This window comes from Pelomicrobium sp. (assembly GCF_036803785.1).
GTDB lineage: Bacteria > Pseudomonadota > Gammaproteobacteria > Burkholderiales > UBA6910 > Pelomicrobium.
Map to the genome: position 1 here is coordinate 20,052 of NZ_DAIRTR010000002.1, position 25,725 is coordinate 45,776.

At 62.3% G+C, this 25,725-nt stretch carries 25 protein-coding genes, 1 tRNA gene and 1 pseudogene; 6 read left to right on the forward strand and 21 right to left on the reverse strand.

All coding sequences use genetic code 11. The features are described 5' to 3' along the window. Positions 1 to 278: 278 nt before the first annotated feature. Positions 279 to 1,291: pseudogene (locus tag V7Q81_RS00435) on the forward strand (IS481 family transposase). A 103-nt stretch (positions 1,292 to 1,394) separates the two neighbouring features. Here V7Q81_RS00435 and mtnC read toward each other — a convergent pair. Continuing rightward, complete coding sequence (mtnC, locus tag V7Q81_RS00440; protein ID WP_333839241.1) at positions 1,395 to 2,087, reverse strand: acireductone synthase; 693 nt, start codon at positions 2,085 to 2,087, stop codon at positions 1,395 to 1,397. A gap of 1,233 nt (positions 2,088 to 3,320) precedes the next feature. Here mtnC and V7Q81_RS00445 point away from each other — a divergent pair. The 4 genes from V7Q81_RS00445 to V7Q81_RS00460 all read left to right on the forward strand — a co-directional run bounded on the left by V7Q81_RS00445 (position 3,321) and on the right by V7Q81_RS00460 (position 6,298). Beyond that, complete coding sequence (locus V7Q81_RS00445) at positions 3,321 to 3,479, forward strand: DUF1722 domain-containing protein (protein ID WP_333839243.1); 159 nt, start codon at positions 3,321 to 3,323, stop codon at positions 3,477 to 3,479. Positions 3,480 to 4,271: 792 nt separating this feature from the next. Continuing rightward, positions 4,272 to 4,982, forward strand: a complete 711-nt coding sequence (locus tag V7Q81_RS00450) for a hypothetical protein (protein WP_333839245.1) — start codon at positions 4,272 to 4,274, stop codon at positions 4,980 to 4,982. Between the two features lie 3 nt (positions 4,983 to 4,985). Next, positions 4,986 to 5,525, forward strand: coding sequence for a transporter (locus V7Q81_RS00455; protein ID WP_333839247.1), 540 nt, complete (start codon positions 4,986 to 4,988; stop codon positions 5,523 to 5,525). A 690-nt stretch (positions 5,526 to 6,215) separates the two neighbouring features. Further along, positions 6,216 to 6,298, forward strand: a tRNA-Leu gene (locus V7Q81_RS00460). Between the two features lie 1,050 nt (positions 6,299 to 7,348). Here the strand turns inward: V7Q81_RS00460 and V7Q81_RS00465 are convergent. The 7 genes from V7Q81_RS00465 to V7Q81_RS00495 are packed head-to-tail and all read right to left on the reverse strand — an operon-like array spanning position 7,349 to position 11,992. Beyond that, complete coding sequence (locus tag V7Q81_RS00465) at positions 7,349 to 8,044, reverse strand: cytochrome c biogenesis CcdA family protein (RefSeq protein WP_333839249.1); 696 nt, start codon at positions 8,042 to 8,044, stop codon at positions 7,349 to 7,351. After that, a complete protein-coding gene (locus V7Q81_RS00470) occupies positions 8,044 to 8,304 on the reverse strand; it encodes a glutaredoxin family protein (protein WP_333839251.1) in 261 nt (86 codons plus the stop codon). The genes V7Q81_RS00465 and V7Q81_RS00470 overlap by 1 nt, the downstream gene beginning before the upstream one ends. After that, positions 8,301 to 8,780: a heavy metal-responsive transcriptional regulator gene (locus V7Q81_RS00475; protein ID WP_333839253.1), complete on the reverse strand. Its 480-nt coding sequence runs from the start codon at positions 8,778 to 8,780 to the stop codon at positions 8,301 to 8,303. The genes V7Q81_RS00470 and V7Q81_RS00475 overlap by 4 nt, the downstream gene beginning before the upstream one ends. Next, the gene (locus V7Q81_RS00480; RefSeq protein WP_333839255.1) at positions 8,777 to 9,112 is read right to left on the reverse strand and encodes a hypothetical protein; all 336 of its coding nucleotides are present in this window, start codon (positions 9,110 to 9,112) and stop codon (positions 8,777 to 8,779) included. Before V7Q81_RS00480 ends, V7Q81_RS00475 begins: the two co-directional genes overlap by 4 nt. Further along, positions 9,094 to 9,303 carry a hypothetical protein gene (locus tag V7Q81_RS00485; protein WP_333839257.1) on the reverse strand — a complete coding sequence of 70 codons (210 nt, stop codon included), beginning with the start codon at positions 9,301 to 9,303 and terminating at the stop codon, positions 9,094 to 9,096. The genes V7Q81_RS00480 and V7Q81_RS00485 overlap by 19 nt, the downstream gene beginning before the upstream one ends. 2 nt (positions 9,304 to 9,305) lie before the next feature. Continuing rightward, positions 9,306 to 11,762, reverse strand: a complete 2,457-nt coding sequence (locus V7Q81_RS00490; protein WP_333839259.1) for a heavy metal translocating P-type ATPase — start codon at positions 11,760 to 11,762, stop codon at positions 9,306 to 9,308. Then, positions 11,759 to 11,992 (reverse strand): heavy-metal-associated domain-containing protein, encoded by a 234-nt coding sequence (locus V7Q81_RS00495; protein ID WP_333839262.1) that lies wholly within the window; start codon positions 11,990 to 11,992, stop codon positions 11,759 to 11,761. Before V7Q81_RS00495 ends, V7Q81_RS00490 begins: the two co-directional genes overlap by 4 nt. Before the next feature lie 733 nt (positions 11,993 to 12,725). Between V7Q81_RS00495 and V7Q81_RS00500 the strand changes: the two genes are divergently transcribed. Then, positions 12,726 to 13,157 carry a DUF1178 family protein gene (locus V7Q81_RS00500; RefSeq protein ID WP_333839264.1) on the forward strand — a complete coding sequence of 144 codons (432 nt, stop codon included), beginning with the start codon at positions 12,726 to 12,728 and terminating at the stop codon, positions 13,155 to 13,157. A gap of 12 nt (positions 13,158 to 13,169) precedes the next feature. On the opposite strand, the gene V7Q81_RS00505 is transcribed toward V7Q81_RS00500, so the two are convergent. From V7Q81_RS00505 to plsX, 13 genes are all read right to left on the reverse strand, one after another. Beyond that, a complete protein-coding gene (locus V7Q81_RS00505; protein WP_333839266.1) occupies positions 13,170 to 14,771 on the reverse strand; it encodes a sensor domain-containing diguanylate cyclase in 1,602 nt (533 codons plus the stop codon). A 520-nt stretch (positions 14,772 to 15,291) separates the two neighbouring features. Next, positions 15,292 to 15,930 (reverse strand): ankyrin repeat domain-containing protein, encoded by a 639-nt coding sequence (locus tag V7Q81_RS00510; RefSeq protein ID WP_333839268.1) that lies wholly within the window; start codon positions 15,928 to 15,930, stop codon positions 15,292 to 15,294. Further along, complete coding sequence (locus V7Q81_RS00515) at positions 15,927 to 16,724, reverse strand: TatD family hydrolase (RefSeq protein WP_333839271.1); 798 nt, start codon at positions 16,722 to 16,724, stop codon at positions 15,927 to 15,929. The genes V7Q81_RS00510 and V7Q81_RS00515 overlap by 4 nt, the downstream gene beginning before the upstream one ends. Before the next feature lies 1 nt (position 16,725). Beyond that, a complete protein-coding gene (holB, locus tag V7Q81_RS00520; protein WP_333839274.1) occupies positions 16,726 to 17,757 on the reverse strand; it encodes a DNA polymerase III subunit delta' in 1,032 nt (343 codons plus the stop codon). Beyond that, the gene (tmk, locus tag V7Q81_RS00525; protein ID WP_333839277.1) at positions 17,754 to 18,374 is read right to left on the reverse strand and encodes a dTMP kinase; all 621 of its coding nucleotides are present in this window, start codon (positions 18,372 to 18,374) and stop codon (positions 17,754 to 17,756) included. The genes holB and tmk overlap by 4 nt, the downstream gene beginning before the upstream one ends. A gap of 45 nt (positions 18,375 to 18,419) precedes the next feature. Beyond that, positions 18,420 to 19,427 (reverse strand): endolytic transglycosylase MltG, encoded by a 1,008-nt coding sequence (mltG, locus tag V7Q81_RS00530; RefSeq protein WP_333839279.1) that lies wholly within the window; start codon positions 19,425 to 19,427, stop codon positions 18,420 to 18,422. After that, the gene (pabC, locus tag V7Q81_RS00535; RefSeq protein ID WP_333839282.1) at positions 19,420 to 20,238 is read right to left on the reverse strand and encodes an aminodeoxychorismate lyase; all 819 of its coding nucleotides are present in this window, start codon (positions 20,236 to 20,238) and stop codon (positions 19,420 to 19,422) included. Before pabC ends, mltG begins: the two co-directional genes overlap by 8 nt. Positions 20,239 to 20,311: 73 nt before the next feature. After that, the gene (gene fabF, locus V7Q81_RS00540; RefSeq protein WP_333839284.1) at positions 20,312 to 21,550 is read right to left on the reverse strand and encodes a beta-ketoacyl-ACP synthase II; all 1,239 of its coding nucleotides are present in this window, start codon (positions 21,548 to 21,550) and stop codon (positions 20,312 to 20,314) included. A 42-nt stretch (positions 21,551 to 21,592) separates the two neighbouring features. After that, entirely contained in the window at positions 21,593 to 21,829 is a 237-nt protein-coding gene (gene acpP, locus V7Q81_RS00545) for an acyl carrier protein (protein WP_333839287.1), read from the reverse strand. Positions 21,830 to 21,981: 152 nt separating this feature from the next. Next, positions 21,982 to 22,734 carry a 3-oxoacyl-ACP reductase FabG gene (gene fabG, locus V7Q81_RS00550; protein ID WP_333839289.1) on the reverse strand — a complete coding sequence of 251 codons (753 nt, stop codon included), beginning with the start codon at positions 22,732 to 22,734 and terminating at the stop codon, positions 21,982 to 21,984. A gap of 20 nt (positions 22,735 to 22,754) precedes the next feature. Next, positions 22,755 to 23,687, reverse strand: coding sequence for an ACP S-malonyltransferase (fabD, locus tag V7Q81_RS00555; RefSeq protein WP_333839291.1), 933 nt, complete (start codon positions 23,685 to 23,687; stop codon positions 22,755 to 22,757). A gap of 16 nt (positions 23,688 to 23,703) precedes the next feature. Next, the gene (locus V7Q81_RS00560) at positions 23,704 to 24,663 is read right to left on the reverse strand and encodes a beta-ketoacyl-ACP synthase III (protein ID WP_333839294.1); all 960 of its coding nucleotides are present in this window, start codon (positions 24,661 to 24,663) and stop codon (positions 23,704 to 23,706) included. Further along, a complete protein-coding gene (gene plsX, locus V7Q81_RS00565; RefSeq protein WP_333839297.1) occupies positions 24,663 to 25,694 on the reverse strand; it encodes a phosphate acyltransferase PlsX in 1,032 nt (343 codons plus the stop codon). The genes V7Q81_RS00560 and plsX overlap by 1 nt, the downstream gene beginning before the upstream one ends. Positions 25,695 to 25,725: the final 31 nt, after the last annotated feature.

Consider the following 25,725-nt stretch of genomic DNA (forward strand, 5'->3'; position numbering starts at 1 on the left):
TCATTGCGCGGCTTAGAAAACGCAAGAGTACAGTGTAGCAGACTCTGGAGAGCGTTTCGATCGTGGCCGAAGAGAGCATACGCCTCATTCAGGTGCCCGAGCTCGCGCACCTCGGCACATGCTATCGATTTAAAAAATTTTGCAAAACTAGCTGTCGTATCCCGGATGATTACATAACACCGCGCAGGTGCGGTTACCTTCTGGCACGCAGCATCCTGCGGGATGCTGCTGCGGCCTGATCGCGCCGCTGGCAAGGCTTCATCCTGAGGAGCGCCGCCATGATGGTCCGACTGCACAAGCGCGCCCGCACCACACCCGCGATCCGGGCCGAGATTGCCGCCAGCGACGAGCCCATCCAGGTGCTGGCCCGGCGCTGTCACGTCTCGCCCTCCACGATTTTCAGGTGGAAGCATCGCGACAGTTTCGAGGATCGCTCACACACACACCGCACCGGCTGGCACGACGCTGACGCCGGCGCAGGAGATCATCGCGGTGGAGCTGCGCAAGACCCTGCTGCTGTCGCTGGATGACCTGTTGGCGGTGATGCGCGGGTTCGTCAACCTGGATGTGCCGCGCTCGGGGCTAGACCGCTGCCTGCGCCGCCATGGTGTCAGCAACTTCAAGGTGCTGCAGCCGCAGCAGGAGAGGTCTTCGCATGCACCCTTTGCCGCGTACGAGCCGGGCTTTGTTCACATCGACGTGAAGTATCTGACGCAGATGCCCGATGAGGATCGGCGCCGCTACCTGTTTGTGGCCATCGATCGCGCCACGCGCTGGGTGTTCATCCAAGTCAAGACCTTCAAGAGTGCGCGGGCCGCGCACTCCTTCCTGGCTGCCCTCATCAAGACTTGCCCGCTGCGCATCCGCACGATCCTGACCGATAACGGCAAGGAGTTCACCAACCGCATCAATACCACGGGCGAGCGCACACCCACGGGCCAGCACGTCTTCGATGCGCTGTGCGCCGCGCTTGGCATCGAGCATCGGCTGACCCGACCCCGCAGGCCACAGACCAACGGGATGGTCGAACGCTTCAATGGTCGGATCGAAGAGGTGCTGCGAAGCCACCACTTCGTCAGCGGCGAAGACCTGGAGCGCATACTGCCGCGCTACGCTTGGCTCTACAACCACCATCTGCCCCAGACTGTCCCTCAACACCCGAACGCCCGTGCAGTCCATGAAAGACTGGTATCGGCAGTGCCCCGAGCTGTTCCACAAGCGGCCCTACAATCATCCGGGACACGACAACTCGCAAGCGGCTATCTGCCTTCCGTTTTGCTATCCGGGATAGCATGCGCCCAGAGCCGCTTAGGGCCGCTACGCGCTATGGGCGCAGGACATGGTATCCCCGCGCGGTATCCGGAAAGCCGCCCTTCTTCTTCACTTGTCCGCGCTCACTGGCGCACAGCAGCGTCAGCAGCGTGAAAATCTCGCACCTTGCGGTGCCCAACGCCGTGGTCGACAGGACCATTGCGCACCAGCCACACGGTGCGCAGCCCTGCTGTTCGAGCGGCGTCGAGTTCGCGCCGGTTATCGGAGAGAAATGCGATCGCCTGCGGCGGCAGCCCAAGCGCCGCGGCGATGCTACGGTAGGAAGCTGGATTAGTCTTCGCGCCGGTAGTGGTGTCGAAAAAACCGTCGAAAAGCGGCGTGAGATCGCCGTCTGGGCTATGTCCAAAGATCAGACGTTGGGCGAAGGTCGAGCCCGAGGAATAGACGTACAGCCGAATCCCGCTCGCCTTCCATGCCCTTAGTTGTGGCGCGACGTCTGGGTAAAAATGCGTCGTAAGCGCGCCGCTTGCGAAGCCGCGTTCCCAGACAAGTCCTTGTAGTGTCTTGAGCGGCGTGATTTTGCGGTCTTCTTCCATCCAAGCGAGCAGCTGCGCGATCGCCTCTTCGACCGAGAGCCTACGGCCCGCGAAGCGTTCGACCTCCCCGAGCGCTTGCTGCACCTCGGGATCCGCTGACCGCTCGCGCACGAACGCGGGTAGATGGGCGCGCGCATAGGGATAGAGCCCTTCGGTTACGAAGGAGAGGGCTGAAGTTGTGCCTTCGATGTCTGTGACGATGGCCTGAATCCGAATCATCGACTTGTCGGCCGAGGATGCGCGGTTTTCCCAGCAGCCAGGTTGCTAGGTTAACGGCAAAAACAACTAATCAATTATACTTCTTTTGCAGAGTGTTAACCTAATGGGAAACACTGAGATTTGACACCTTGGCGATAGTGGAACCATCCTTCGTGCGCATTGATAAACGATAGGGACGGTAGATGGAAGTGTGCTGCTCTTTGAGTCTGTCGTCTCCGCTTCGGGCCGGGATCAGGTGGCGGTTGGGATAGCGCCAGAGAGCGTGGATCTTAGCTGTAGGCGATCCGGCAGCGTGAAACGAATGCTAGATCTAGCGCGCAGCAATGGGGTGCTTGCCGGGAAGTCGAGTGCTGCTAAGACTGCCAGGTGCTGAGTGCTAGTAATCGACAACCAGATAATTGCCTCAGCATGGCAAAGAGTCTTTATGAGCGACCGTCAGAAACACCGATGAGCATTCTCCTGTACTCAGCCAAGCGGACGGGCAAGTTCTGGGATCCCATTGTCCTTTCATGGGCGATGCTGTTGGCTCGCAGGCGAAGGCAGGAGGCACGTCGCACCTGATCTTTGATGCGTTCTTTGGGTCAATAAGGCGGATGCGCTTTCCGGGAAACCAGCATGCTGGGCTATTTCCCTGGGGCCATGACTGACCGTGATATGGCTGCCTCCAGCGCACGCCTGCAGCGTTTCATCCATGAGCCCAATGAAGTGCCAGGCATAGCCTAGTGCTGTCCAGTACACCAGGCTTTTGCTATCTCGATCCAAGAAAGCGTTTAATCATTCGTAATGGACGCTCATGCATTTGGACCGGCTTGGTCTGGATCGACACGAAACCGATTTTCCATGAAAACGCGAGAGCACGTACTCGAAAGAATCCGGATTGGCATCTCGATCTTCCTTTGGGAACGCGGCTTCGCACCGAAGTAGGCACGAGCCAGATGGACACTGGTCCGATACGCCTGCTCGCCATCTCGAGTCCGTGCCTGTCTTATGGAAATCGTCATAGGCTTCGACGTGCCATGCGAACTCATCCGTTTGGTGTGAGGAGCGCATGACAGGCGAACTCATCGGCTGAGTGGCTACTTCACGTGTTTCCAGCGACCCAGCCCCTGCTACCATTCGAGCAGGAGGGAGAGGGCAGTTTGCGAAGATGGTGCTGCACGAGAACGAAATCGAGTGCGTCTACGTCTATCTGGGCAGTGCCTTCGGCGCAGAGGCATTGCGCTCGCACGGCTGGTGGCATTCCACACCCTCCGCACGTTTCAAGTGTTGACCCACAGCCAGGCCGCCTTCCGGCGCCTAGGACGGCTGGTCACCGAAGCCGGCTGCCGCCAGATCGAGACGCTTGCCGAGGGGTGCACGACCGAGCTCATGGGAACGCTCAGGCGGAGCTGACCTGCCGTGCTCACGTCAATGTCCTTACATTATCCGCCAGGCCTCGGGAGCGAGCGGGGCAGGAGGTCGCAGACAAGCGGGAAAGTGGTGCACTTAATATAGCCCATTGTCTTTTCACTTTTTTCGAATTAGCATCTTTTGCTCTCCCCCTTCCCGAAAGAGCACGGCGTCCGACCGATGGGCCGATGGCGACAGGGCGCAGGATGGTTTCTAACTGTTCTGACGCTCGTCTCTCATGTAACGGCACCGTTCGCCCATGGGGCGATGGCGCATTCTCCCTTCGCCTCTGGCGGGTTTGCCCGTATCGGGCAGGACTATTGCGTCGCGGACCCAGCGCGCAGCCCTGTTACGCCTATCCCTGCCACAAAGTCGCAGCAGTGCTTGATTTGCTTGGCTTTCCAGCTTGAAAACAAACTACTACCGCCTCCACTGTCTACAATCCCGGCTCAGGTTGTCCTGGCCGACAGAGTGCTCTTTTTGTCCATCGAAGCCACTCCTGGAGCCGTTGAACGCTTCCGCTTGCCACCCTCCCACGCACCTCCTACTACTTCGGCCTGATTTCCTGCCGTCGCTACACTGGCGCGCCTCACAGTCTCGAGCCTGGCTCGTAGCGCATTGACGTCTCCTGACGTTCGCGCCACCTAGTAAAAAGAGTGGGGAGCGTCTTGTTTTGAGCGCGGTGGGTCTCGCTTCTGCAATCAAGCAAGATTCGATGGGTCTTCGTGACAGACATCGCAAAGTTTGCACGGGCAAGCCTGTTTGCTACTCCTATGACGGGCAAAGAGGGATACCATGGAAAAGAAAAGTTTAAAGCGGTTAGTACAACCCGCATCTGCCGTTATTGCGCACCAATCGTTGTTTCGGACAGTTTTATTCGGTTCAGATTCATTGATGCCGAGATCGCCGAGTGCAGTTAGAGCGCTCGAGGCGCGAATAATCGAGCCGGCTGGAGGCAACCATCGAGCTGGCCCTGTAATGCGCCGTGGCAATGTCGATCAATCTCTCTGCGGCGGTCAAGCGCATGCCGCAGAAACGTTATATCCAGCGAGAGAACCCGCTTTAAAAGCCGTAAGACGTTTTGTTCTTGTTTTCGCGGCTGGCGTAGGCGCAGTGGTGTGCGCAGCCCTCATGCCATCATGGGCGTATGCTTCTTGCGGCTCGGCCGTGTGCGCCGTCAACACCCACTGGAATCTACAGGGGTTCGCGCCAGAGCCCGGACTGCGCTTAGATTTACGCTACGAATATATCGACCAAGATCAACCAATAGCGGGAAGCGACAAAGTCGCGGTCGGGCAGGTTCATCGCCACCATGACGAGATACGTACGATAAACAGGAATTATCTTGGAACGCTGGATTATACCCTTAACCACAACTGGGGCGTAGCGGTGACCATTCCTTTCCTGGACCGCTCGCACTCGCACATCCACAACCATCACGGAGCACAGCTTCTCGAGCAGTGGAACTTCGGGCGCCTGGGAGACGCCCGCGTTCTCGGGCGTTAACAAATGAGCGCAGAAGAGGAGGATAAGCCCGCCTTTTCCTTCTATGGGGTCAATTTCGGATTGAAGTTGCCTACGGGCGAGCGGGAGGTGCGAAATGCCGAGGGAGATCGGGCAGAGCGCACGCTGCAACCCGGCACCGGTACAACGGACGCGCTCCTGGGCGCTTTCTACAGTCGTTTGTTACCGAACTCGGATGCATCCTGGTTCGTTCAAGTCTTGTGGCAGAAGCCGCTGGGCGACAAGGAAGACTATAAACCGGGGCCACGCCTGTCGCTCGACGCCGGTTATCGTTACGAAGCGACCGACAGGATCGGATTGATGATCCAGCTCAACGCCCTCTACCAGAAACGCGATCGGGGCCAGCAGGCGGAGCCGGAGGACACCGGTGGCAAGTTCCTGTTCGTGAGCCCCGGCGTTGGCTTCGCGATCGCCAAGGGTACACAAATCTACGGCTTCATTCAGCTTCCCCTTTACCAGTACGTGAACGGAGTGCAGCTAACAGCAGACTGGTCGGTAGTCGCTGGGATCAGCAGTCGGTTTTGAACGTTTTGCCGCCGGCGCGGAAGCATTCCCCTGTGTCCCGATGCGGGGTGGATCTGTGGCGCGATGTCGTGGGGCAGCGCCCCAAGCGCCGGCGCGTCCTAGGCCCGGGCTGCGGCGCCTCAAGGGGCTCGGGCAGGATGAGGCCTTAGATCGTGGGGGCGGGCAAATAGTCATCCCCCACGATCAGGCGCCGCTTGAAGAGGAGTGTCAGGTCTTCCATGCGGTCATGGCCTAGGGCGCAGGAGCGGCTGATCATTTCCCCCGCTGGCTGCAATTCCCGGAGCCGGTTCCCGAGCGAACTCGCAGCCCATGAGCGCCCCTGGGCTTCCCCCCGGCGCTTACCATCGAATTCCTCCTCGAGACTTGAATGGCAGACGAGTCGCGCCCTGGATCGTTAGCGGCCACGTGCGCTCCGGCTGTCCTTCATAGGACCCATCGAGAGCGCTTTCTCGACCTGCAAGCCGTAGGCGCTGCTTCGATTCGATAGCTGCCCCTCCCAAAATCCAACGACAATGACCCGGCTCGCAATGAGCAAACAAATCGTTACAGCCGACATGGGTGCCATTCCCGTTTTTTTGTTTAAGGATTCTCCTCAATCCCTAAGTAGTTACGTTAGAATAAAAAATATGGATCGACGGGGTGTGCTGAAAAGCCGAGAGGTACCGGCCCGATCCTACAAAGCTTTCGGCTGCCCGGATGGCGAAACTGGTAGACGCAAGGGACTTAAAATCCCTCGGGCCTTGCCCGTGCCGGTTCGAGCCCGGCTCCGGGCACTCCCACTTTTTTGCAGTCCGCTGTACGAGGCCTCAATAGCCAACAAAACAAAGACTTGAGGCGTCATCACATCCTGCCGTGAAGCATAAAACTCCTGCCCAGCCCTCTTGGGGCGTTTGTTCTCTACGCCCAATTCACGCTAAGGATCACGCTCGGGGAGGCGCCATAGGGTAACTTTGCGCACAAGAGGGGGAATGCATGGGCGCGCGAAGGTGCGGCGAAGCAGGGCGGGGGGCTCGGGCACGTTCGGCACCAAGCCCGAGGTGATCCCTTGACGGCGTGGGTCTAGGCGGAGCTTGCCGTGCTCGAATGGTGCGAGCTACACCTGGACGAGCGCTATGTCGTGGCGGCGGGCGAAGCTCTCAGGGCTGGCAAGACGCGGGCCGACGGGGCGGTTGCCCAAGCCTAGGGGCGATCCGAAGCCCGCCCGCTGCGCTAGGCAGGGTCTGAATAAGTAACCGAACTTTATGATGCACCACGGTCACCGCGGCGTGTTCCTTTTCTGCCCGATGCCCGAATCTGGCGGTTTACCGTGTTTTTGGTTGTCTTGCTGGATGCGTTTCGTTTGATCGTCTTGTGGACAGGAGGTTACGTCCCGTGGAGCAGAAGCCGATGTCTGGCATGATTAGAGAGTGGCGAGAGCAAGCCGCGCGAAAGCCCGTGCGGTGTCGTCTCGACAGAGAGCAGGGCTCGTTCAGAGTTTCCCTAGGGACGCGCAGAGGTTGCCAGCCATGACGCATCGTTGCTTGGACTGTTGAGCTTCGCGCTCAGGGGATGGGCTTCCAAGCCATCGAGCGGGCGAAAGGGGACTCGACGTCGGCTACAGTCCTGGAAGGACTAGCAAGAGATTGAGGCAGGCAAACGTCCAGTCTATGCTGCCCGCCCGCAGCGCAGGGGTACCTGCTGGTAATGAACCGACATTCCACCTTGCGGTTTTTGCGCGCCAACGTAAGAAGAAGTCCCGACGTGGCGCTTCCTGGGAGGCGCTGCGCTATGCTTGCCCGGCTGGAGATTGGAGATCGACGCTTGTCGCGTCCAAAGTCGTTCTCTTAAAGTGCAAGAGCCGGCACGATCATCCAATAGGCGTTGAGCATGTAGAGGCCTGCGGCGATCAAGAGTACGCCTCCGGCAATTTCGAAGGCCTTCTGATGAATACTCAACGTTTTTAGGCTTTCCAGCCATCCTACCGCGCACGCGCCGAGAATGATGGGCACCGCGCGGCCAAGGGCGAACGCGAGCAACAGGACCGCGCCGAACCAGGCTGAGCCGATGCCGGCGGCGATCCCGAGCAGAATGACCAGCGCCGGTGTGCAGAACGGGCAGATCGCCACCGAAAACGGCGCGCCGAGGGCGAACGCGCCCCAGGCGGTGGCCGCTCGCTTCGCCCGCAGGCTGATGGTTGGCAGCGGTAGTCTCAGCCAGCCGGGCCAAAGCAGCCCCAGCAGGATCAAGAGCGGTCCGAGCACGAGGCCCCATTCCCGCCCCATGAGGCGCTGCAGGCCGCCGCCACCGAGACCGGCGGCTAGCCCGAGCGCGAGGTGGGTAGCGAGCATGCCGAGGATGAACATGCCGCCGTACGCGACCGCCTGACCCGGCGCCCGCGCCTTGGTGACATAGGCCAGAGACACAGGAATGGCGGCCAGGGCCACCGGGTTGAAGCTGAACAGGAAGCCGATCACGAACCCCGCCGCGAGAGAGGCGAGATTCGCCTGTTCCAGGGTCTGCCGCAGGCTTTCGACATCCATCAATGCGCTCCCGCGAGCCGCCGCATGAGTTCCTGGCGCAGGCGCTCGGCCCCGGGCAGGGTGGGGAACACCAGCTCGCCGTCGATGGCGATGGCAGGCAGGCTCAGTACACCCAGGTCCACCGCGTAATCCAGCTCGTCCAGGATATTTACTTCGCGCCAGCGCACCGCGCTCAAGCTCTCGGCGACCGCCCTCAGCGCCTCGCGCGCCTGGGCGCATTTGCCGCAACCCGGTGTCGAGAAGATCTCCACGAGGATCATGGCGTCTTCGCTTTCCCGGCTTCGGGCCGGCGCGGCGTGCTGGCATCGAGGGCGGCGAGGATGGGACAGGCGTCCAAGGGCAACTGCCCGCCGTCGCAGCGCGCGATCAACTCGCTCAGGGCCTGCGACATTGCCTGCAGCGTCCTGATCTTGTTTTCGATGAGCAGCTTCTTGTGCACCGCGACGCTCCTCACGTCGGTGCAGCAGGCATCTTCGGCGGCACGCAGCGTGAGCAGCTCGCGCACTTCGGCGAGCGAGAAGCCGCAATCCTGGGCGCGCTTGATGAAGTGGAGTCGCCGCACCGTATCGCCGCCATAGAGGCGATAGCCCGCCGCGCTCTTGCGAACTGGCGCGAGCAGGCCCTCTTTCTCGTAGAAGCGCACCGTGTCAGCGCTGACCGTCGCCAGCCGGGCCACTTTGCCGACGGTGAGGAGATCCGCCGACGCGTCGAGTTCGGAGGGGAGTTCCGGTTTCATGGCTTCGCTGCCTTCACGTCGATCGAGCGGGCCGTCTTTCCAGGCTTGTCCGCGGCGAGGATCACGCTGACCGCCTTGCCCCTCAGGGTCGGAAGGTAGACGTATTTACCGCCCTGCCGGATCGGTGTGCCGAGCGGGACGTCGATTTCGATCTGACTCGCCGTTGTCTCTAGCTTCAAGCTGCCGGCGCAGCTGCCCGGCTTGAAGTCGCAGTGGGTCAGCTTGGTACCCACCGCCTTGCCTTCGAGCGCCTCCTGCGCGAATCCCGGCCCGAGGGCAATCACCAGGAGCAGCGCCAATATAACGCTCCCGACTACATCAAATTTAGACATGGCTCGTCCCTCCTGAGATCGTTCGCGAGGCGGCCGTCCGCCAGATGCAGAAGGCGATCAGCGCGGGCGGCCAGCGCCGCCTGAACCAGCAGGGCGAGCAGGCTGATGACCAGGGCGAGCAACGCGATCACGACCACGGCCCGCGCCCGGTGGCGAAACGGATTGCGCATGCCCCGCAACACCGCGCCCATCGCTACCTCGCGGCGGCCGTGGCGGGGCGCGCGGAAACACCGCGACCGACGCTCACCACCGCGTCGAAGAACAGACGCGGCCGGCCCCATAGGGAATTGAAGAAGATGCTGGTGACGGAAACGGCCATTGCAGCCATCGCCCACACCGGGTAGAGCAGCCCGGTGGCCGCCAGCGGGATACCGACGCCGTTGAAGAGGAAGGCGAGCGCCACGTTCTGCAACAGCTTGCGGTAGCTCCAGCGGCTCACTTCCCGCGCCGTGACGACCGCGTCGAGGCGGTTATTGAGGATCACCACGTCGGCCGAGTCGATGGCGATGTCGGTGCCGCCGCCCATGGCCAGTCCCACGTCGGCCTGCATGAGCGCGGGGGCGTCGTTGATGCCGTCGCCCACCATGGCGACTTTGCCCCGCCGTTGCAATTGGCGCAAGAGTTCGGCTTTCTCCCCGGGAAGCAGGCCCGCATGCACTTGCTCGATGCCCACCTCTTTGGCCACACGCCGAGCGGCCCGCTCGTTGTCGCCGGTCACAAGCACGCTCGTCACACCCGCGCGGGCGAGTGCCGCGACGGCGGCGCGCGCTTCCGTCCGCACCCGGTCGCCCAGGGCGAGCAGGCCCAGCAGTTTGCCGCTTTTCGCCACCCCCACCACCGTGCGGCCAGCGGCTTCCAGCTTCGCGACGCGTGCCTCGACCGGGCCGAGCGGGAGGCCGCGCTCGGCCAGGAAGCGGGGATTGCCCACCAGGAGCTCTTCGCCGTCCAGCCGGGCGATGACGCCGTGGCCCGCCACTGCCTCGAAGTGCGTGACCTGCGGCAACGCGAGCCCGCGGGCGAAAGCGGCGTCCACGATCGCCCCGGCCAGCGGATGCTCCGAGGCGGCTTCCGCGGCCGCCGCTAGGGCCAGGAGAGCCGCTTCGTCGCTTGCCACCGCTTCGATCTCTTGCAGCACCGGGCGGCCTTCGGTCAGCGTGCCGGTCTTGTCGAACACCACCGTGCGCGTAAGGCGCAAGGTTTGGAAGGCTTCGCCGGTGCGCATCAGGATGCCCTGCTCGGCCGCCTCCCCCGCGCCTCTTACGATCGAGAGCGGCGCCGAGATGCCCACCGCGCACGGGTAGCCCATCACCAGCACCGACAGCGCCGCGAACACCGCGCGCTCCAGCCCGCCGCCGAACCCGAGGAGGGGCGCGGCCACGCCCCAGACCAGGCCGGCCAGGATCGCCGCCGCGACCACCGCAGGCGCATAGACGCGGAGCACCCGGTCCACCAGGTGCATGACACCCGGCTTGAGCGCCCGCGCGTCCTCCACCTCGCGCGCCACCCGGGCGAGGAAGCTCTCCTCGCCGACCCGGGTCACCCGCACCAGCAGCGTGCCCAGCCCGTTGATCGAGCCGCCGATCACCGCATCGCCCATGCTGCGCTCCACCGGGATCGGTTCCCCGGTCACCAGCGACAGGTCCACCGCCGAGTGACCCTCCATCACCGTGCCGTCCACCGGGATGCGCTCGCCGGGGCGGATACGCACGAAATCGCCCACTCGCACCGCCTTGATCGGCAGCTCGGTCTCGGCCCCGTCGCGCACCACGCGGGCGGTGTCCGGCTGCAGATCGAGCAGGCGCTTGACCGCCTGGGAGCTGCGGGTCTTCACGATCAGCGACAGCCACTCGGAGAACAGGTGGTAGGTGGAGACCATCACCGCCACGGCGAAAAAGGGTGCAGTGGGATAGCCCGGCCGGTCGATCACCAGCCCGATCGCGCCGCCGGCCAGCCCGGCGAAGGCGCCGAAGGCGAGCAGCACGTGCTGGTTGAGGATGCCCCGGCGCAGGGATTGGCCGGCCATGACCATGATGTGGCGAGCGCAGCCGAACACGGTGGCGAGCGCCAGCGCGGCGACGATCACCGGGATGCCGCCGCCCAATACGCCCGACTGGCGGGCAGCGGCAAGGGCGAAGACCACCCCGGCGAGGGCGGCCGCCGTGCCGAGCGCGACGCGGCTGCCCCGCGACGACAGGGTGAGGGCGACGAAGGCGATCAGGCTCGCCGTCGCCGTGCCCGCGATGGCCACGGACCAGGGGTTTCCCCAGTCTGCGATGAGGGCGATGGCGGCGAGGCTCAGCATCACGGCGAGGACGAAGCGCCGCCCCTCCCGCACCAAGTCGGCTTCCTCCTCCTCGAAGGCACGGAGCTTGCGCGGGTCGTGAATGGTGTAGCCGATGTCGCGCAGGGTCTGCAAGACGGCTTGGGGCGCGATCTGCTGCGGATCGTATTCCACCAGCGCCTGCTCATGGGTGAGGCTGACGGCGATCTTCTCCACGCCGGGCAACCGACCCAGCGCCCGCTCGATGGTGCCGGTGCAGAGCGAGCAGTGCAGCCCGCCGATGCGCGCCCGGATGCGCGCGCGGCCAGGCCGGGCGGCCGGCTCCTCGCTCCAGAGCTTCAATGCTTCGGGGGTCGTGGCATGGCTCACGGGGGATCTCCTCGAGGTTGTTCGGCGGCGACTCGATAGCCCGCGCGCTCGATCAGTTCGACCAGCCGCTCGGGCGAGACCTCCCGCGGATCCAGAAGAAGGCGCGCCCGACCCTCGGGCCAGGACACCTCGACACGGCGCACGCCGGGCAGACGGGCGAGTAGCGCCTGCAGCCTCTGCGCGCAGCCGCCGCAGTGCATGCCGTCGATCTTCCACGTCATTGTTCGCATGGCGCCCTCGGGATCTGCCAGAAGTAATTTAATGCTAGACCTTGAAGTAAGCTCTCAGGTCAAGACCTGCTTGCATGGCGTGGAGGAGGAGTTCATGGGATTCTACGCTCCCGCACCTCTCGAGCAGAACGCCTGCCGCCGCGGGGCGGAGACGTGCCCGGTGGATGTGACGGCAAGCACGAGGTGTGGTAGAGGAGGCGGTCACCCCCGACCACCAGGCGCCGCTGGGAGAGGAGCGCTGGCTCTTTGCGGTGGCTAGGACCTGAGCGCGGGAGCGGCTCGTCCTCTCCCACACAACCTGCCGTCTCCCGAGACGGTTTCTGGACGAATCCGCCGCTTCGGAAAATTCCTCTGGACCCCTTGCGCACGCCGGGCATCCCGATGCCTTCGACTCAAGGGGTTCTTCTGCCCTTCTGGGCGGACGAAGAGATTCGGACGATTCGCGGCAATGCCCCACCAGCCTCGGCGTGGACCGGTGCGCGGCGGATCGGTTAGACTTGCGCCGGCCGGCAGGATGGAGCCGGCGGAAGGAAAGAGCATCCTCAGGCGAGCTTTCCCCGAGTCCGCCCGGATCACGCAGATTTACTCACGAACAAGATAAGTTTATGATATTATTAAATTTATAGTGCTGGTTCCAGCACCACCAGGTGGTGGCGATGAGTGAGCGGGTCGAGGACTGGCGCGACATTTAGCAGCAAATCGGTCGAAAGCGTGCACAGGACAATCTAGAATCATGATCGTCTATGATTTGGTCTGCGTGCTGGGACACCGCTTCGAAGGATGGTTTCCCGGGGCGGAGGCCTTTGCCGTTCAAAAAGAAAAAGGCCTGGTTAGCTGTCCTGTCTGCGGTGACAGCAATGTAGAGCGCTTGCCATCGCGTCCCCACATCAACACAAAATCCGGTGATAAGGCAGCCCCCGCCTCGGGGTTTGCGGAAAAGCCTCAGCACCCGGCGGAGGTACTCAGGGCGGTGCTGAACCGGATTCTTAACCAGTACGAAGACGTGGGGAAGCAATTTCCGGAAGAAGCGCGGCGTATTTATTACGGAGAAGCTCCCCCGCGCAACATCCGCGGTACCGCCCGACGGGAAGAAGCCGAGGCACTGGCAGAGGAGGGTATACCCGTCGTACAGCTCCCGATTCCCAACCCTGGGGATTTGCACTGAGCAAGCTCTGACCTATAGCGCTAGCACGTGGTGGCGACTGCCGCCGGCTTGCTTCGCCTTATACATGGCGGAATCCGCCATACTGAACAGCTCGTCGAGATTGTTTCCGTGATCAGGGTAGAAGCTGATCCCGATGCTCGGTGTCACTCGTAGCTCGTTCCCCCGATAGGGAATCGGCTCGGAGAGCGCTAGTATGATCTTGGTGGCCACGGCTTCGGCGTCTTCCACTTTCGACACCCCGGACAGCGCCACGACAAATTCGTCTCCCCCATAGCGGGCAACAGTGTCTTCCTGCCGCACTAAACCCTTCAATCGGTCGGCGAGGCACTTGAGGACGTAATCCCCAGCCTCGTGGCCATACTGATCGTTCACTTGCTTGAAACCGTCCAGGTCGATGAACAATACCGCCACCTTGAGGTTGCGCCGGCGTGCCTGCACCTGCTTGACTGCCACTCGCTCGTAAAGCAGCACGCGGTTCGGCAATCCGGTGAGCTGGTCATGGTAGGCCTTATGGGTGATTTCTGCCTCCCGCAAGCGCCGATCGGTCACGTCTTGCACTAGAGATGCGACTCCCACCATCCGTCCTTCATAGTCCATGAGAGGCGTGTTGTACCACTCGCACAAAATCTGTCGCCCGTCCTTGGCAATGTTTTCCTGTTCTACCCGATCGCCGCCAGTCCGATAAACAAGACTCTTCCACAAAGCGCTCATCTGCTGCTGGGCCTCTGGGGTACCGATCACGAGCTCCTGTAAAGGGCGACCAAGCGCTTCCTGCTCGGAATAGCCGAAAATCCTGGTGGCCGAAGGGTTCCAGGTAACTACACGGAAGTGCTCGTCCCATTCGATGACTGCCAAGGGAGAGTTCAAGACGTGCAGCATGAGGCGCTGTTTGTCTTGCCGTTCCGCTTCTTCAGCGCGCCGGCGCTCAATGATTTCCCGTTGCAATTGCCGATTCGTTTGCTCGGCCTGCCGGTGAGCTTCCGTGAGCTGGTGGACGAGCTCGTCGCACTGGTACTTGAGCCAGAGGCTCTCCACCAGCGTCCGGTGGGATTGGTATCCAAACGCGAGGAGCGCGGCCAGGTAGACCAAGACGAGGAGTCCCAAAGATGCGAATACTTCTCCACCAAGCAGCAGGAGGGTGGTCGCCAAGGGTGCTACTGCGCCTGCCAGATAGGCGGCGTAAGCGGGATAGACCGGGCAAGCCGGAACCAAAGCGCCTGCGGACATGCCCGCGATCGTGCAGATCACGAGCACTTGATGAAGCGGATTGGAAACCGGGAACAGGGCACTGCCCAAGGCCCCCCAGCATAGCCCGATGATTCCCATGACTACCACGATCCGACGCTCCCACCGGCCGATTCCTGCGGGACTGGGCCGAGTCCGGTCGAAGGCGACCATGAGGGAGGTGCGGAGGGCAAAAGCCAATGCCAAGGCGGCGAACCAAGCGAGCAAGGCGCTCTGCGGCAGATCGCCCCAGAGCACATAGACCACCAGCGCTGCGTTGAGCAAACTTACCAGTGTCGCCAACGGCGTCGTGCGGAGTAACAACCCGACGCGATCGACGGTAACCCGATCGCGGATCAGATTCGTTGGCAGCTTTCGGTTATTAAGCATCGAAGTCATTTTGTGGTTGATGGTTGGAATCGGGCGACACTACCCGCAGGGCCAGCCTTTCTCCAAAGGGGCAGTTTCCGTGCCAGTTACCGTAAAGCATCATTGGCTATAAAATAATGCGTATAATGTATATTATGTAAAATATCATCTGGAGGTGTTACCTCCGACCCTCCTTTGGGGGCCAGGATGATAGGGGTGGTTCGATGGTTAAAAGAGCTGCCCGGCTACGATACGCGGGACGATTTCACAGACTTCCGACTTTGTATCAGACGTTTTCGTTTTCAGGACCAACGAGCGGGCCGGTGTTGCCGTAAAGACGGCCTAACGTTGGGAATCCGAACAAATCGACAGCCCCGAAATTCCCTGCTCTTCCCCCTCCTCGCGTTTTCGCCACTGAAGCGCCTTTGAGGACGACAGGCTGGCTCACATGCTTTTGCGCGTGGGGGGCATCCATACGGGGGAATCAGGCTAGGCCAAGATGGCCTCGCCCGCGAGAACAGCCGACGGCCCGTGGGGTTGACTAGGGTTTTATCGCCTGAGACCGCAGCAGGTCGGCGATCTTTGTGTGACCTCTTTCCAGTGCGATGTCCAAAGCCGTGCGACCGGTATCGTTGCGTAGCTTAGGATCGGCGCCATGGGCGAGCAGCATTTCAACCACTTTCGGATGATTCTCGCGGGCCGCCATCATCAGCGCGGTCATCCCGTTTTCGGAGGCCGAATTGACTTCTGCTCCCAGCGCGAGGAGAAGCTTCACCAAGTCCGCATGGCCTCCAGTTGCGGCATAAATCAGCGGATTCCAGCCCTTGCGGTCGATGCGAGCCCCATGGGCGTAAAGCTGTTTGACCACGGCGGTATGCCCATGGAGCGCTGCCAGCATGATGGGAGTGTCACCAAAACGATTGGGCGCATCGACCTTTGCGCCGCGAGCAAGGAGCAGGCTCACCAGTCGTTCGTGCCCCGCCCGGGCGGCGATGCCAAGAAGCGAGGTTCCCAACTCATCTACCGTGTCCACGGAAGCTCCTCGTTCCAGGAGGGAATCCACCTTGGCCAGGTCACCTGCTCGTGCGGCCGTCAGTAGTTCCTCGTAGACGCTCGCCGCAGCGGTGAAACTTGCGCCGAGCAGCCATGCGGCCAGCAGAAGTCTCCAGGTGGCTTTCATGCACGCTCCAGCGCCTGTCCGGTCGAGAAGGGAGTGATGCGGAAGAGGCGAAAGAAGTTCTCCATGGTCGCCTTCTCGATAGTGTGAACCGGCACATTTCTTAAGCGGGCGATTTCTTCCGCCACATGGACCACGTAGGCCGGCTCGTTGGTTTTGCCCCGGTAGGGAACCGGCGTCAAGTAAGGAGAATCTGTCTCGATCAGCAGCCGCTCCAGAGGAACGCGCCGGGCTACATCCTTGAGTGCGGCTGCGTTTTTGAACGTGACGATCCCCGAAAAGGAGATGTGGAAATCTAGCCCGAGCGCCGCCTGCGCGACTTGCCAGCTTTCGGTGAAGCAGTGCATGACGCCGCCCACTTCGTTGGCACCTTCCTCCTCCATGATCCGCAGCGTGTCCGCTGCCGCACTGCGAGTATGGATCACGAGAGGCTTGGCGCACTGGCGCGCGGCACGAATGTGGATACGAAAGCGCTCCCGTTGCCATTCTAAATCACCTTGCAGGCGGTAATAATCCAGACCTGTTTCACCAATCCCTACGACTTTGGGATGGCTTGCCAGTTTCACCAGCTCGGAAACGGACGGCGTACGAGCATCCTGCTCGTCCGGATGCACGCCTACGGTCGCGTACAGATTGGAAAATCGCTCGACGAGATTTAGTACCTGGGGGAACCGCTCCAGGGTAACACTGATGCAAAGGGCATAGCCTACCCCGCGCTCCCGCATGCGCGTGAGCACCTCGTCAATGCGGGTGAAAAGCTCAGGAAAATCCAGGTGGCAGTGGGAGTCGACGTACATACTAATTTATCGGATTCAAATCATCCCGCTCGAACAAACTGCGATAGGCGAGCAAAAGATCCTCAATGAAGGAGCGGGCATTGAGAGGATGCCGTGCTAAGCGGTGAGCGGTACTCAGGCTCAACACCAACTCCGCGGCCTTGAGTCGGTCCGCTGCCGGAGCCAGGCGCTGGATCCCGGCTACGGCGTCCTGATTGTAGCGGACCACACCCGCAGCCTCCCACATCACCAGGTCGTAGAGCCACTTCTGTAGCCATTCCACCAATTGGAGCGGGTCGATTCGGTCCAGGCGTTCCGCCTCTAGCGCCGCCTGCATGGCAGTGGGCTGGGACAAAACCCTGATCAGCTCGGCCCGCTGGGCTCGGTAGGCTTCGTCCTTGGCACGGGCGGCCCGTAATGGTGCTCCCCCTGCCTCGGCCAACCAGACTGCTGGCTCGCTTATCCCCTGGTCCTGCAACCAACTGGCGGCCGCGGCCCAATCCGGGACGGGCAGGTGGACTTGCATGCAGCGGCTGAGCACTGTCGCGGGCAACTGCTTTGGACGATGGGATACTAGGAAAAACAAAGCGTTGGGTGGAGGTTCTTCCAGAGTTTTCAACAAAGCGTTGGCAGCGCTCGCGTTTAGCGCTTCCGCCGGATGGATGAGCACGAGCTTGTAGCCCCGGCGGTGGGCGGAAACCTCCAGGAATCCGTCCAGGCTGCGAACTTGGTCGATGGTGATGTGCCTCTTGGGTCGACGGGAGCCGCCACGGACGAGGCGCGGCTCCTCGCCTTCCTCGGCCGGCGGCTCTGCTTCGGGCTCGAGGGCACGGAAATCCGGATGGCTGCCCTGGTCGAACCAATGGCAACCCGCGCAGGTACCGCAAGCCTTTCGCCCGCAGCGATGCTCACACAAAAGGTAACGCGCCAGGGCCCGGACGAAGTGGAGTTTACCGATTCCCTCCCGTCCCTTGAAAAGGAGCCCATGGGGCCAGCGGTCCTCAAGCCGGTCCAGAAGCTCCTTCCAGAAGTTCTCTTGCCAGGGATAGATCAATCTTTGAAAAGGCTTGCGAGAATGACTTCGAGTTCTTTCTGTATGCCAACGACGGGGCGCGTGGCATCGATCACCCGAATACGATCCGGGTAACGTCGTGCCCGGGCTTGGTATTTCGCTCGAACCCGGGCGAAGAAAGCCGCTTCCTCTCCCTCGAAACGGTCTTTCTTCCGCACCTCACCCCGCCTCTGCTGGGCGAGGGCTTCCGGTACATCGAAAAGCAAGGTGAGATCCGGTTGAAGGTCTGGGTGAACCCAGGTTTCCAGTGCCGCCAGCTTCTCGTCCGCGACTCCCCTGCCACCGCCCTGATAAGCGAAGGTGGCGTCGGTGAACCGATCGGAGACCACCCAACGGCCTTGCGCCAACGCTGGGCGGATGACCTGGACAAGATGCTCCCAGCGGGCGGCAAAGATGAGCAAGGCTTCGGTTTCCGCTGCCATAGGCTGGTGCAGGATCACTTCCCGCAAAGCCTCGCCTAAGGGCGTGCCCCCCGGTTCCCGGGTGATCACCACTGGTACCCCCCGTTGCTGAAGGAAATCGCGGATCCACTCCATGTGGGTGCTCTTCCCTGCCCCGTCGATCCCCTCCAGGGTGATGAATTTCCCGCGCCTATCCATCCATGCCCCCATTGCTCGCTGCGAAAAGCGGCGAAGGTTGGTGCTTCATCGTTGCCTCTGATACCGGTTGACGGCCCGGTTGTGGTCGGCCAGGGTCTCAGAAAACTCTGAGGTGCCGTCGCCCCGGGAGACGAAATAGAGAGCCCGAGTCTGGGCCGGCCGCACGGCAGCCTCGAGCGAAGCGAGGCCTGGGAGGGCGATCGGCGTTGGCGGAAGTCCCGCTCGAGTGTAGGTGTTGTAATCGTGGTCGCTGGAAAGATCCTTTCTCTTCAGGTTTCCGTCGAAGGCCTCGCCCATGCCGTAGATCACGGTCGGATCGCTCTGGAGCCGCATGCCGAGCCGCAGGCGGTTGTGAAAGACCCCAGAGACCATGGGCCGGTCGGCTTGCACTCCTGTTTCCTTTTCGATAATGGAAGCGAGAATGAGGGCTTCGTAAGGGCTGGAGACGGCCAGGTTGGGTGCCCGGGAGGCCCAAACCTGTTCCAGGTGTCGCTGCATGGTGTGATAGGCGCGCTTGAGTATTTGGATGTCACTCGAACCCTTGGAGAAGTAGTACGTATCCGGGAAAAAAAGTCCTTCGGCAGAGGTTTCCGTTGCCCCCACCGCTGCGAGTATTTCCGCCTCGGAACGGCCCGCGGTATCGTGGCGCAGCCCAGGGTGCTCATCCAGGGCTTTCCTGAGCTGCTTGAAGCTCCAGCCCTCAAGGAGGGTGATCTCCGCCAGAGCGACATCGCCGCGGGTGAGCCGTTGCAGCACGTTCCATGCCGACACGGGCCCGCTGAACTCGTAGCTTCCGGCCTTGATGCTGCCTTCTCGCCCGAGCAGGCGCGCCAGCGTGATGAAGCTCAAGGCATCCGGCACGAGCCCCTCCGCAGCGAGCTCCCCGGCAATAGTGCGCAAACTCGTCCCTGGACGCACTTCGAACTCTTGGGGGGAGCGGGACAGTTCGACCGGCAGAAACCAGCGTGTCCCTATCCAAGCCATCGCGACGCACAGGGCGAGGAGAATGCTGCCGATCAGCCACGAGCCAAGCCGCAGGTTATGCCTACCCATCGGCGAATACCTCGGCCTGGATGCGCCGGGTGAGGGCGCCCGGCTCCCATGTCCTGCGCTCCAGCGCCGCGATGGGCCACAGCCGGATGACGCTGTTGACGAGAAAGGCCTCCTCCGCGGCAAGCAGCTCGTCCAGGGTGAGATCCCGGACCTCGAGGGCAATGCCGGCGCTGCGGGCGAAGGCCATGACTCGATCCCGTTGCACTCCTTCAACCCCACAGCGGCTCAGCACCGGGGTTACCAGGCGCCCATGCAGCACGCAAAACAGGTTACTCATGGTGCCTTCTACCACGCGCCCCGCCCCGTCTAGGAGCAGGCCCTCCTGCACGGTAGCGTCCTGCCACTCACCCCGGGCAAGGACGTTCTCCAGCCGGTTTAGATGCTTGATCCCTGCCAGGCGGGGCTGGTAAGCCAGGCGCAATGCGCACACCCGCACACGCACCCCTGCTTCCCCGTAGGAGGTGGGATACCCCGGCAAAGGGCCGACACTGACGATCCGGGTGGGAGCGCCCGCCAGGTGAGGTCCATACCCTCGGGCCCCTGACCCCCGGGTGACCACGATCTTTCCCACCCCGTCGGAGAGTCGGGCGGCAAGACGGTGCAATTCTTCCCGCAACACCTCTTCCCCGGGGCATTCGATACCCAGCGCCGCGCAGTCCCGGGCAAGCCGACGGTACTGCCAAGACCACTCGAGGGGAGCGCCGTTGCGCAGCCGCAGGGTGCGGAACACGCCATCGCCGTAGGCCAACCCCCGATCCGCAGGGTCGATGCCCGCGGCCTCGACACCGTTTACCAGGTAAAAGCCCTGCATCGCTGTGTTTCCCGCTCAGGGATTCGGGATGCCCCTGTGCCGATCCACGCCCGACCCGGGCTTGGGACCGCGGTTAGACTCGGGAAAAGACCAGGGTGCCGTTGGTGCCGCCGAAGCCGAAAGAGTTGGAAAGGGCCACTCGAATGCGCATCTCCCGGGCCACGTTCGGCACGTAGTCCAGATCGCATTCCGGGTCCACTTGGTGCAGGTTGATGGTCGGCGGAGCGATCTGATGATAAACCGCCAAGGCTGAAAATACCGCCTCGACGCCGCCTGCGGCACCAAGCAAGTGTCCGGTCATGGACTTGGTGGAGCTCACCGCGACGCGCTTTGCCTCTTCGCCCAAGGCGCGCTTGATCGCCACGGTCTCCGCGATGTCGCCAAGGGGCGTTGAAGTCCCGTGGGCGTTGATGTAGTCCACGTCCTGGGGGGCCACTTGGGCGTTGCGCATGGCGTTTAGCATGCATCGTGCCGCCCCTTCTCCATCTTCGCACGGTGCGGTCATGTGGTGGGCGTCGGCGCTCATTCCAAAGCCTGAAAGTTCCGCGTAGATGCGCGCTCCGCGGGCTTTCGCGTGCTCCATCTCTTCCAACACCAAGACGCCTGCACCTTCGCCCAGGACGAAACCGTCGCGTTCCTTGTCCCATGGGCGGCTGGCACCGGCCGGGTCGTCGTTACGCGTGCTCAAGGCGCGAGCGGCGGCAAATCCGCCGATTCCCAAAGGGCAGACAGTAGACTCGGAGCCGCCTGCGATCATCACGTCCACGTCCCCGTATTCGATCAGACGAGCCGAATCCCCGATACAGTGGGTGGCAGTGGTGCAGGCCGTTACCATGGCCAGGTTCGGGCCCTTGAACCCGTACATGATGGACAGGTTGCCTGCCACCATGTTGATGATGGCTGCTGGGATGAAGAACGGGGAGATTTTCCGCGGCCCCGAAGCGAGCATCTCGGCGTGGGTAGACTCGATCAGGGGCAATCCCCCGATGCCGGAGCCGATATTGACGCCGATGCGTTCTGCATTCTCCTCTGTGACCTGCAACCCGGCATCCTCGATCGCCTGGATGGCGGCGGCCATGCCGTAATGGATGAACAGATCCATACGCCGCGCCTCTTTGGGCGAGAGATATCGGGTCACATCGAAGCCCTTTACCTCTCCGGCGATCTGGCTGGCGAAGGCGGAAGCGTCGAAGCGCGTGATCCGGGTGATACCGGAGCGACCGGCGACGATGTTCTGCCAAGCTTCCTCCACGGTGTTTCCCACCGGCGACACGATCCCGAGGCCAGTGATTGCGACCCTACGGTTACGCACAGCGGCTCCTGGACGATGATGAGTCCGAGAGAAAACGGGAAATCAGCTCAGGCGGGATTTGATGTATTCGATGGCCTGTTGGACCGTGGTGATCTTCTCCGCCTCCTCATCGGGAATTTCGCACTCGAACTCCTCCTCGAGCGCCATGACCAGCTCCACGGTGTCTAGGGAATCGGCGCCGAGATCATCGACGAAGGAAGATTCCATCTTGATATCCGCTTCGTTGACACCGAGCTGCTCGGCGACGATCTTTTTGACGCGCTGCTCTACGTTTTCCATATGGGCTCTTCCCTTCCCTTGTGCGGACATTCGATGCTACGCAGGATGAGCAAATGGGCCCAACCCGCGCACGTATAAAACTTTTGAAGTTTACCAAATTTGCCCGTGGGGCGGAACGAATTCGCCCCCGCACCGCCTAGGCGTCGCTTTTTTCAATCCATGTACATCCCGCCGTTGACATGCAGGGTACAACCGGTGATATATGCCCCTCCCGGCCCGGCCAGGAAGGCCACGGCAGCGGCCACGTCCTCGGGCTGTCCCAACCGGCCTAGGGGTACGTGCTCAAGAAGGCTCGCCCGCTGGGTGTCCGAGAGGCTGCGGGTCATGTCGGTTTCGATGAAGCCCGGCGCCACGCAGTTGACCGTAATGTTGCGGCTCGCCACTTCCCGGGCGAGGGACTTGCTGAAGCCCACCATACCGGCCTTAGCGGCCGCGTAGTTGGTCTGGCCGGCGTTACCCGTGGCGCCGACCACGGACGAGATGTTGATGATGCGCCCGAAGCGGGCCTTCATCATGGGACGCAGCACCAGCCGGCAGAGGCGGAACACCGAGCTCAAGTTCGTCTCCAGGATCTCATTCCACTCCTCATCTTTCATGCGTAAGAGCAGATTGTCCCGAGTGATGCCAGCATTGTTGACCAAGATAGTGGGAGCGCCGAAACGCCGGTGCGTTTCATCCACTACTGCCTCCGCCTCCGCCGTGCTGCGGACGTCGAGCTTGAGCCCTGTGCCCCTCATGCCAGCTTCTGCCAGCAGTTGGCCGATGGCCTCCGCCCCGCTGTTGCTGGTCGCAGTACCGACGACCGTGGCGCCGAGACGTCCAAGCTCTAGGGCGATGGCTTGGCCAATCCCGCGACTTGCCCCCGTCACCAACGCAACTTGTCCTTGCAGCGGATGCTCCGCCATTGCTTCTCCCCCTTCTCCGCCTATGGAGCGAGCGCCTTGAGTGCTTCCCGCAGCGCAGCTTCGTCGGTCAACGCCAGCGTCTGCTGGGAGGGCTCGATACGCTTGTTGAGTCCAGCCAGCACCTTACCTGGGCCGCATTCCGCCACGTGGCTGACTCCTTCCTGCGCTAGCCGGCGGACGATCGCGACCCAGCGCACCGGGCTATAGACCTGGCGCACCAAGGCTTCCCGGATGGCATCCGCATCGTGCCGCTCGTTCGCATCCACGTTGTGCAAAACCGGGATCTGGGGTGACTGGATCGATATCTGGGCCAGGGCTTGGGCCAGACGCACGGCCGCTGGTCTCATCAGGCTGCAGTGGGAAGGGGCGCTCATGGGTAACATCATCGCCCGCTTGGCGCCACGGGCTTTGGCGAGGGCCATGGCCCGCTCCACCGCACCATGGTGTCCGGCGACGACCACTTGGGCGGGGGAGTTGTAGTTGGCCGGCTCCACCACCTCTCCTTGAGCCGCATCCCGACACACCGCCTGCACCGCTTCATCCTCGAGACCCAGGATCGCGGCAATGCCGCCAGTGCCTTCCGGCACCGCTTCCTGCATGGCCTGGGCCCGGAGTCTCACGATCCGCAACGCATCGGCAAACCCGAGGGCCCCTGAGGCGACTAGCGCGCTGTACTCTCCCAAGCTGTGGCCTGCCATAACCGTGGGTTCTGGCCCATGGAGGTCTTCCCAGGCGCGATAGACCGCGACTGCCGCCGTGAGCATCACGGGCTGGGTGTTGATGGTCTGGTTGAGCGCCGGCTCCGGCCCCTGCTCGACCAGGTCCCACAAGTCCTGTCCTAGCACTTCGGAGGCTTCGGCGAAGGTTTGCCTTACCACCGGAAGGGCGGCGAAACCGTTCATCATGCCCACCGACTGGGAACCCTGCCCGGGAAACACAAAAGCGAATTTCATCCGGCGCTTCGACCTCTCACCAGCGAATCAGGACCGCACCCCACGTAAAACCGCCGCCGATGCCCTCGAGCACCACATGCTGGCCCCGGCGCACTCGGCCGTCGCGCACAGCGATGTCCAGGGCGAGGGGTATCGACGCCGCAGAAGTATTACCGTGCTTGTCCACCGTTACCACCACCCGCTCCATGGGAAGGCCTAGCCTTTTCGCGGTCGCCTGAATGATGCGAATGTTGGCCTGATGGGGGATCAGCCAGTCCAGCTCCTCGGGTTTCATGGCGACTTCCGCCAAGGTCTCCTCCACGATATCCCCCAAGGCCTTGACCGCGAACTTGAACACCGCGCCGCCTTCCATGACCACGTAGGGCCGTCCCGAGACTCGACCGCCGCAGATTTGCCCCGGTACCATGAGGCTTCCGCTGTGACGGCCATCCGCATGGAGGCGATGGGCCAGGATGCCGGGCGTGTCGTCGGCAGCAAGCACTACTGCGCCTGCCCCGTCGCCGAAGAGCACGCAGGTGGAGCGGTCAGTCCAATCGAGGATACGCGAGTAGATTTCGCTTCCAACGACCAGCGCGTGGCGGCATTTGCCCGCTCGCATGTACAGGTCCGCCAGGGCCAAGGCGTACACGAAGCCGCCGCATACGGCTTGCACATCGAAGGCCGGACATGCGTTTTCTACTCCAAGCTTCGCTTGGAGTACGCAAGCGGTGCTCGGAAAAACCTGGTCCGGCGTGGTGGTGGCAACGACGATGAGGCCCAGATCGTTCGGCCGGATACCGGCGGCCTCCAATGCTGCGCGGCTCGCTTCCATGGCCAGGTCGCTTGCCTTCTGGTCTTCATCGGCGATGCGACGTTCTTCGATGCCAGTCCGGGTCACGATCCATTCGTGGCTGGTGTCCACCAGCTTTTCGAGATCCCGGTTGGTGAGGATCTTGCGCGGAAGGTAGCTGCCGGTGCCGACGATGCGGGAGTACATCAGGCCACGCCTTCTCCCGCGGCCTGCGGGAACAGTTCGCTCAACTTCTCGGCCGTGTGTTTGGCGGTTCCTCCCCGCACTTCGTCTACGGCGCGGCGGATGGCGTACTGGAAAGCCAGAGCGTCCGCCGATCCGTGGCTCTTTACCACGATGCCTCTCAGACCAAGAAAACTCGCGCCATTGTACTGGCGGTGATCTACCCGTCGCTTGAAGGCATTGATTACCGGCAAAGCAACGAGCCCGATCAAGCGTCGGAACGGGTTGCGGGTGAACTCCTCGCGCAAGAAGGTAGCGAGCATCTGGGCGAGCCCTTCGGAAGTCTTGAGCGCCACATTGCCAACGAATCCGTCGCACACCACGATGTCCGTCGTTCCCTTGTAGATGTCGTCGCCCTCCACGTTGCCATAGAAGTTAAGACCGCTTAAGCGCAGGAGCTCGGCGGTCTTTTTCACGACTTCGTTGCCCTTGATTGCCTCGTGCCCGATGTTGAGCAGCCCCACCGACGGCCGGGGCTTGCCTTCCACCGTGGACACCAGCACCGAGCCCATGATGGCGAACTGCAGTAAGTGTTCCGCAGTGCAATCCACGTTCGCCCCCAGGTCCAGCACGCAAGTGTGGCCCTTAAGCGTGGGTAGCACCGAGGCGATCGCCGGGCGCTCGATGCCCGGCAGCGTCTTTAGCACGAAACGGGCGATCGCCATCAAGGCTCCAGTGTTTCCGGCGCTCACGCAAGCATCGGCTTCGCCGGTTTTCACCAGGTTGATGGCTAAGCGCATAGACGAGTTCTTTTTGTTCCTGAGCGCGAGGGCCGGGGGCTCGTCCATCGCCACCACTTCGGAGGCATGTTGGATGCGGCAGCGCTTCTCGGGGGTCCCGCCCAGCTTCACCAGCTCGGTGGCGATTGCCTCCTGTAGGCCTACCAGCACCACGTTCAACTCCGGGTCCCGGCGCAAGCACTCGACAGCGGCCGGCACCGTCACATGAGGGCCGTGATCGCCCCCCATGCAATCGATGGCCACGGTTACTTTCATTCGCTCATGTCCCCCCCCGCCTTGGGACCCG

Coding starts and splice junctions, on each gene's coding strand:
- mtnC (WP_333839241.1), bottom strand. CDS start 2,087: ATGATTCGGATTCAGGCCATCGTCACAGACATCGAAGGCACAACTTCA.
- V7Q81_RS00450 (WP_333839245.1), top strand. CDS start 4,272: ATGGAAAAGAAAAGTTTAAAGCGGTTAGTACAACCCGCATCTGCCGTT.
- V7Q81_RS00455 (WP_333839247.1), top strand. CDS start 4,986: ATGAGCGCAGAAGAGGAGGATAAGCCCGCCTTTTCCTTCTATGGGGTC.
- V7Q81_RS00465 (WP_333839249.1), bottom strand. CDS start 8,044: ATGGATGTCGAAAGCCTGCGGCAGACCCTGGAACAGGCGAATCTCGCC.
- V7Q81_RS00470 (WP_333839251.1), bottom strand. CDS start 8,304: ATGATCCTCGTGGAGATCTTCTCGACACCGGGTTGCGGCAAATGCGCC.
- V7Q81_RS00475 (WP_333839253.1), bottom strand. CDS start 8,780: ATGAAACCGGAACTCCCCTCCGAACTCGACGCGTCGGCGGATCTCCTC.
- V7Q81_RS00480 (WP_333839255.1), bottom strand. CDS start 9,112: ATGTCTAAATTTGATGTAGTCGGGAGCGTTATATTGGCGCTGCTCCTG.
- V7Q81_RS00485 (WP_333839257.1), bottom strand. CDS start 9,303: ATGGGCGCGGTGTTGCGGGGCATGCGCAATCCGTTTCGCCACCGGGCG.
- V7Q81_RS00495 (WP_333839262.1), bottom strand. CDS start 11,992: ATGCGAACAATGACGTGGAAGATCGACGGCATGCACTGCGGCGGCTGC.
- V7Q81_RS00500 (WP_333839264.1), top strand. CDS start 12,726: ATGATCGTCTATGATTTGGTCTGCGTGCTGGGACACCGCTTCGAAGGA.
- V7Q81_RS00505 (WP_333839266.1), bottom strand. CDS start 14,771: ATGCTTAATAACCGAAAGCTGCCAACGAATCTGATCCGCGATCGGGTT.
- V7Q81_RS00510 (WP_333839268.1), bottom strand. CDS start 15,930: ATGAAAGCCACCTGGAGACTTCTGCTGGCCGCATGGCTGCTCGGCGCA.
- V7Q81_RS00515 (WP_333839271.1), bottom strand. CDS start 16,724: ATGTACGTCGACTCCCACTGCCACCTGGATTTTCCTGAGCTTTTCACC.
- tmk (WP_333839277.1), bottom strand. CDS start 18,374: ATGGATAGGCGCGGGAAATTCATCACCCTGGAGGGGATCGACGGGGCA.
- mltG (WP_333839279.1), bottom strand. CDS start 19,427: ATGGGTAGGCATAACCTGCGGCTTGGCTCGTGGCTGATCGGCAGCATT.
- pabC (WP_333839282.1), bottom strand. CDS start 20,238: ATGCAGGGCTTTTACCTGGTAAACGGTGTCGAGGCCGCGGGCATCGAC.
- acpP (WP_333839287.1), bottom strand. CDS start 21,829: ATGGAAAACGTAGAGCAGCGCGTCAAAAAGATCGTCGCCGAGCAGCTC.
- fabG (WP_333839289.1), bottom strand. CDS start 22,734: ATGGCGGAGCATCCGCTGCAAGGACAAGTTGCGTTGGTGACGGGGGCA.
- fabD (WP_333839291.1), bottom strand. CDS start 23,687: ATGAAATTCGCTTTTGTGTTTCCCGGGCAGGGTTCCCAGTCGGTGGGC.
- V7Q81_RS00560 (WP_333839294.1), bottom strand. CDS start 24,663: ATGTACTCCCGCATCGTCGGCACCGGCAGCTACCTTCCGCGCAAGATC.
- plsX (WP_333839297.1), bottom strand. CDS start 25,694: ATGAAAGTAACCGTGGCCATCGATTGCATGGGGGGCGATCACGGCCCT.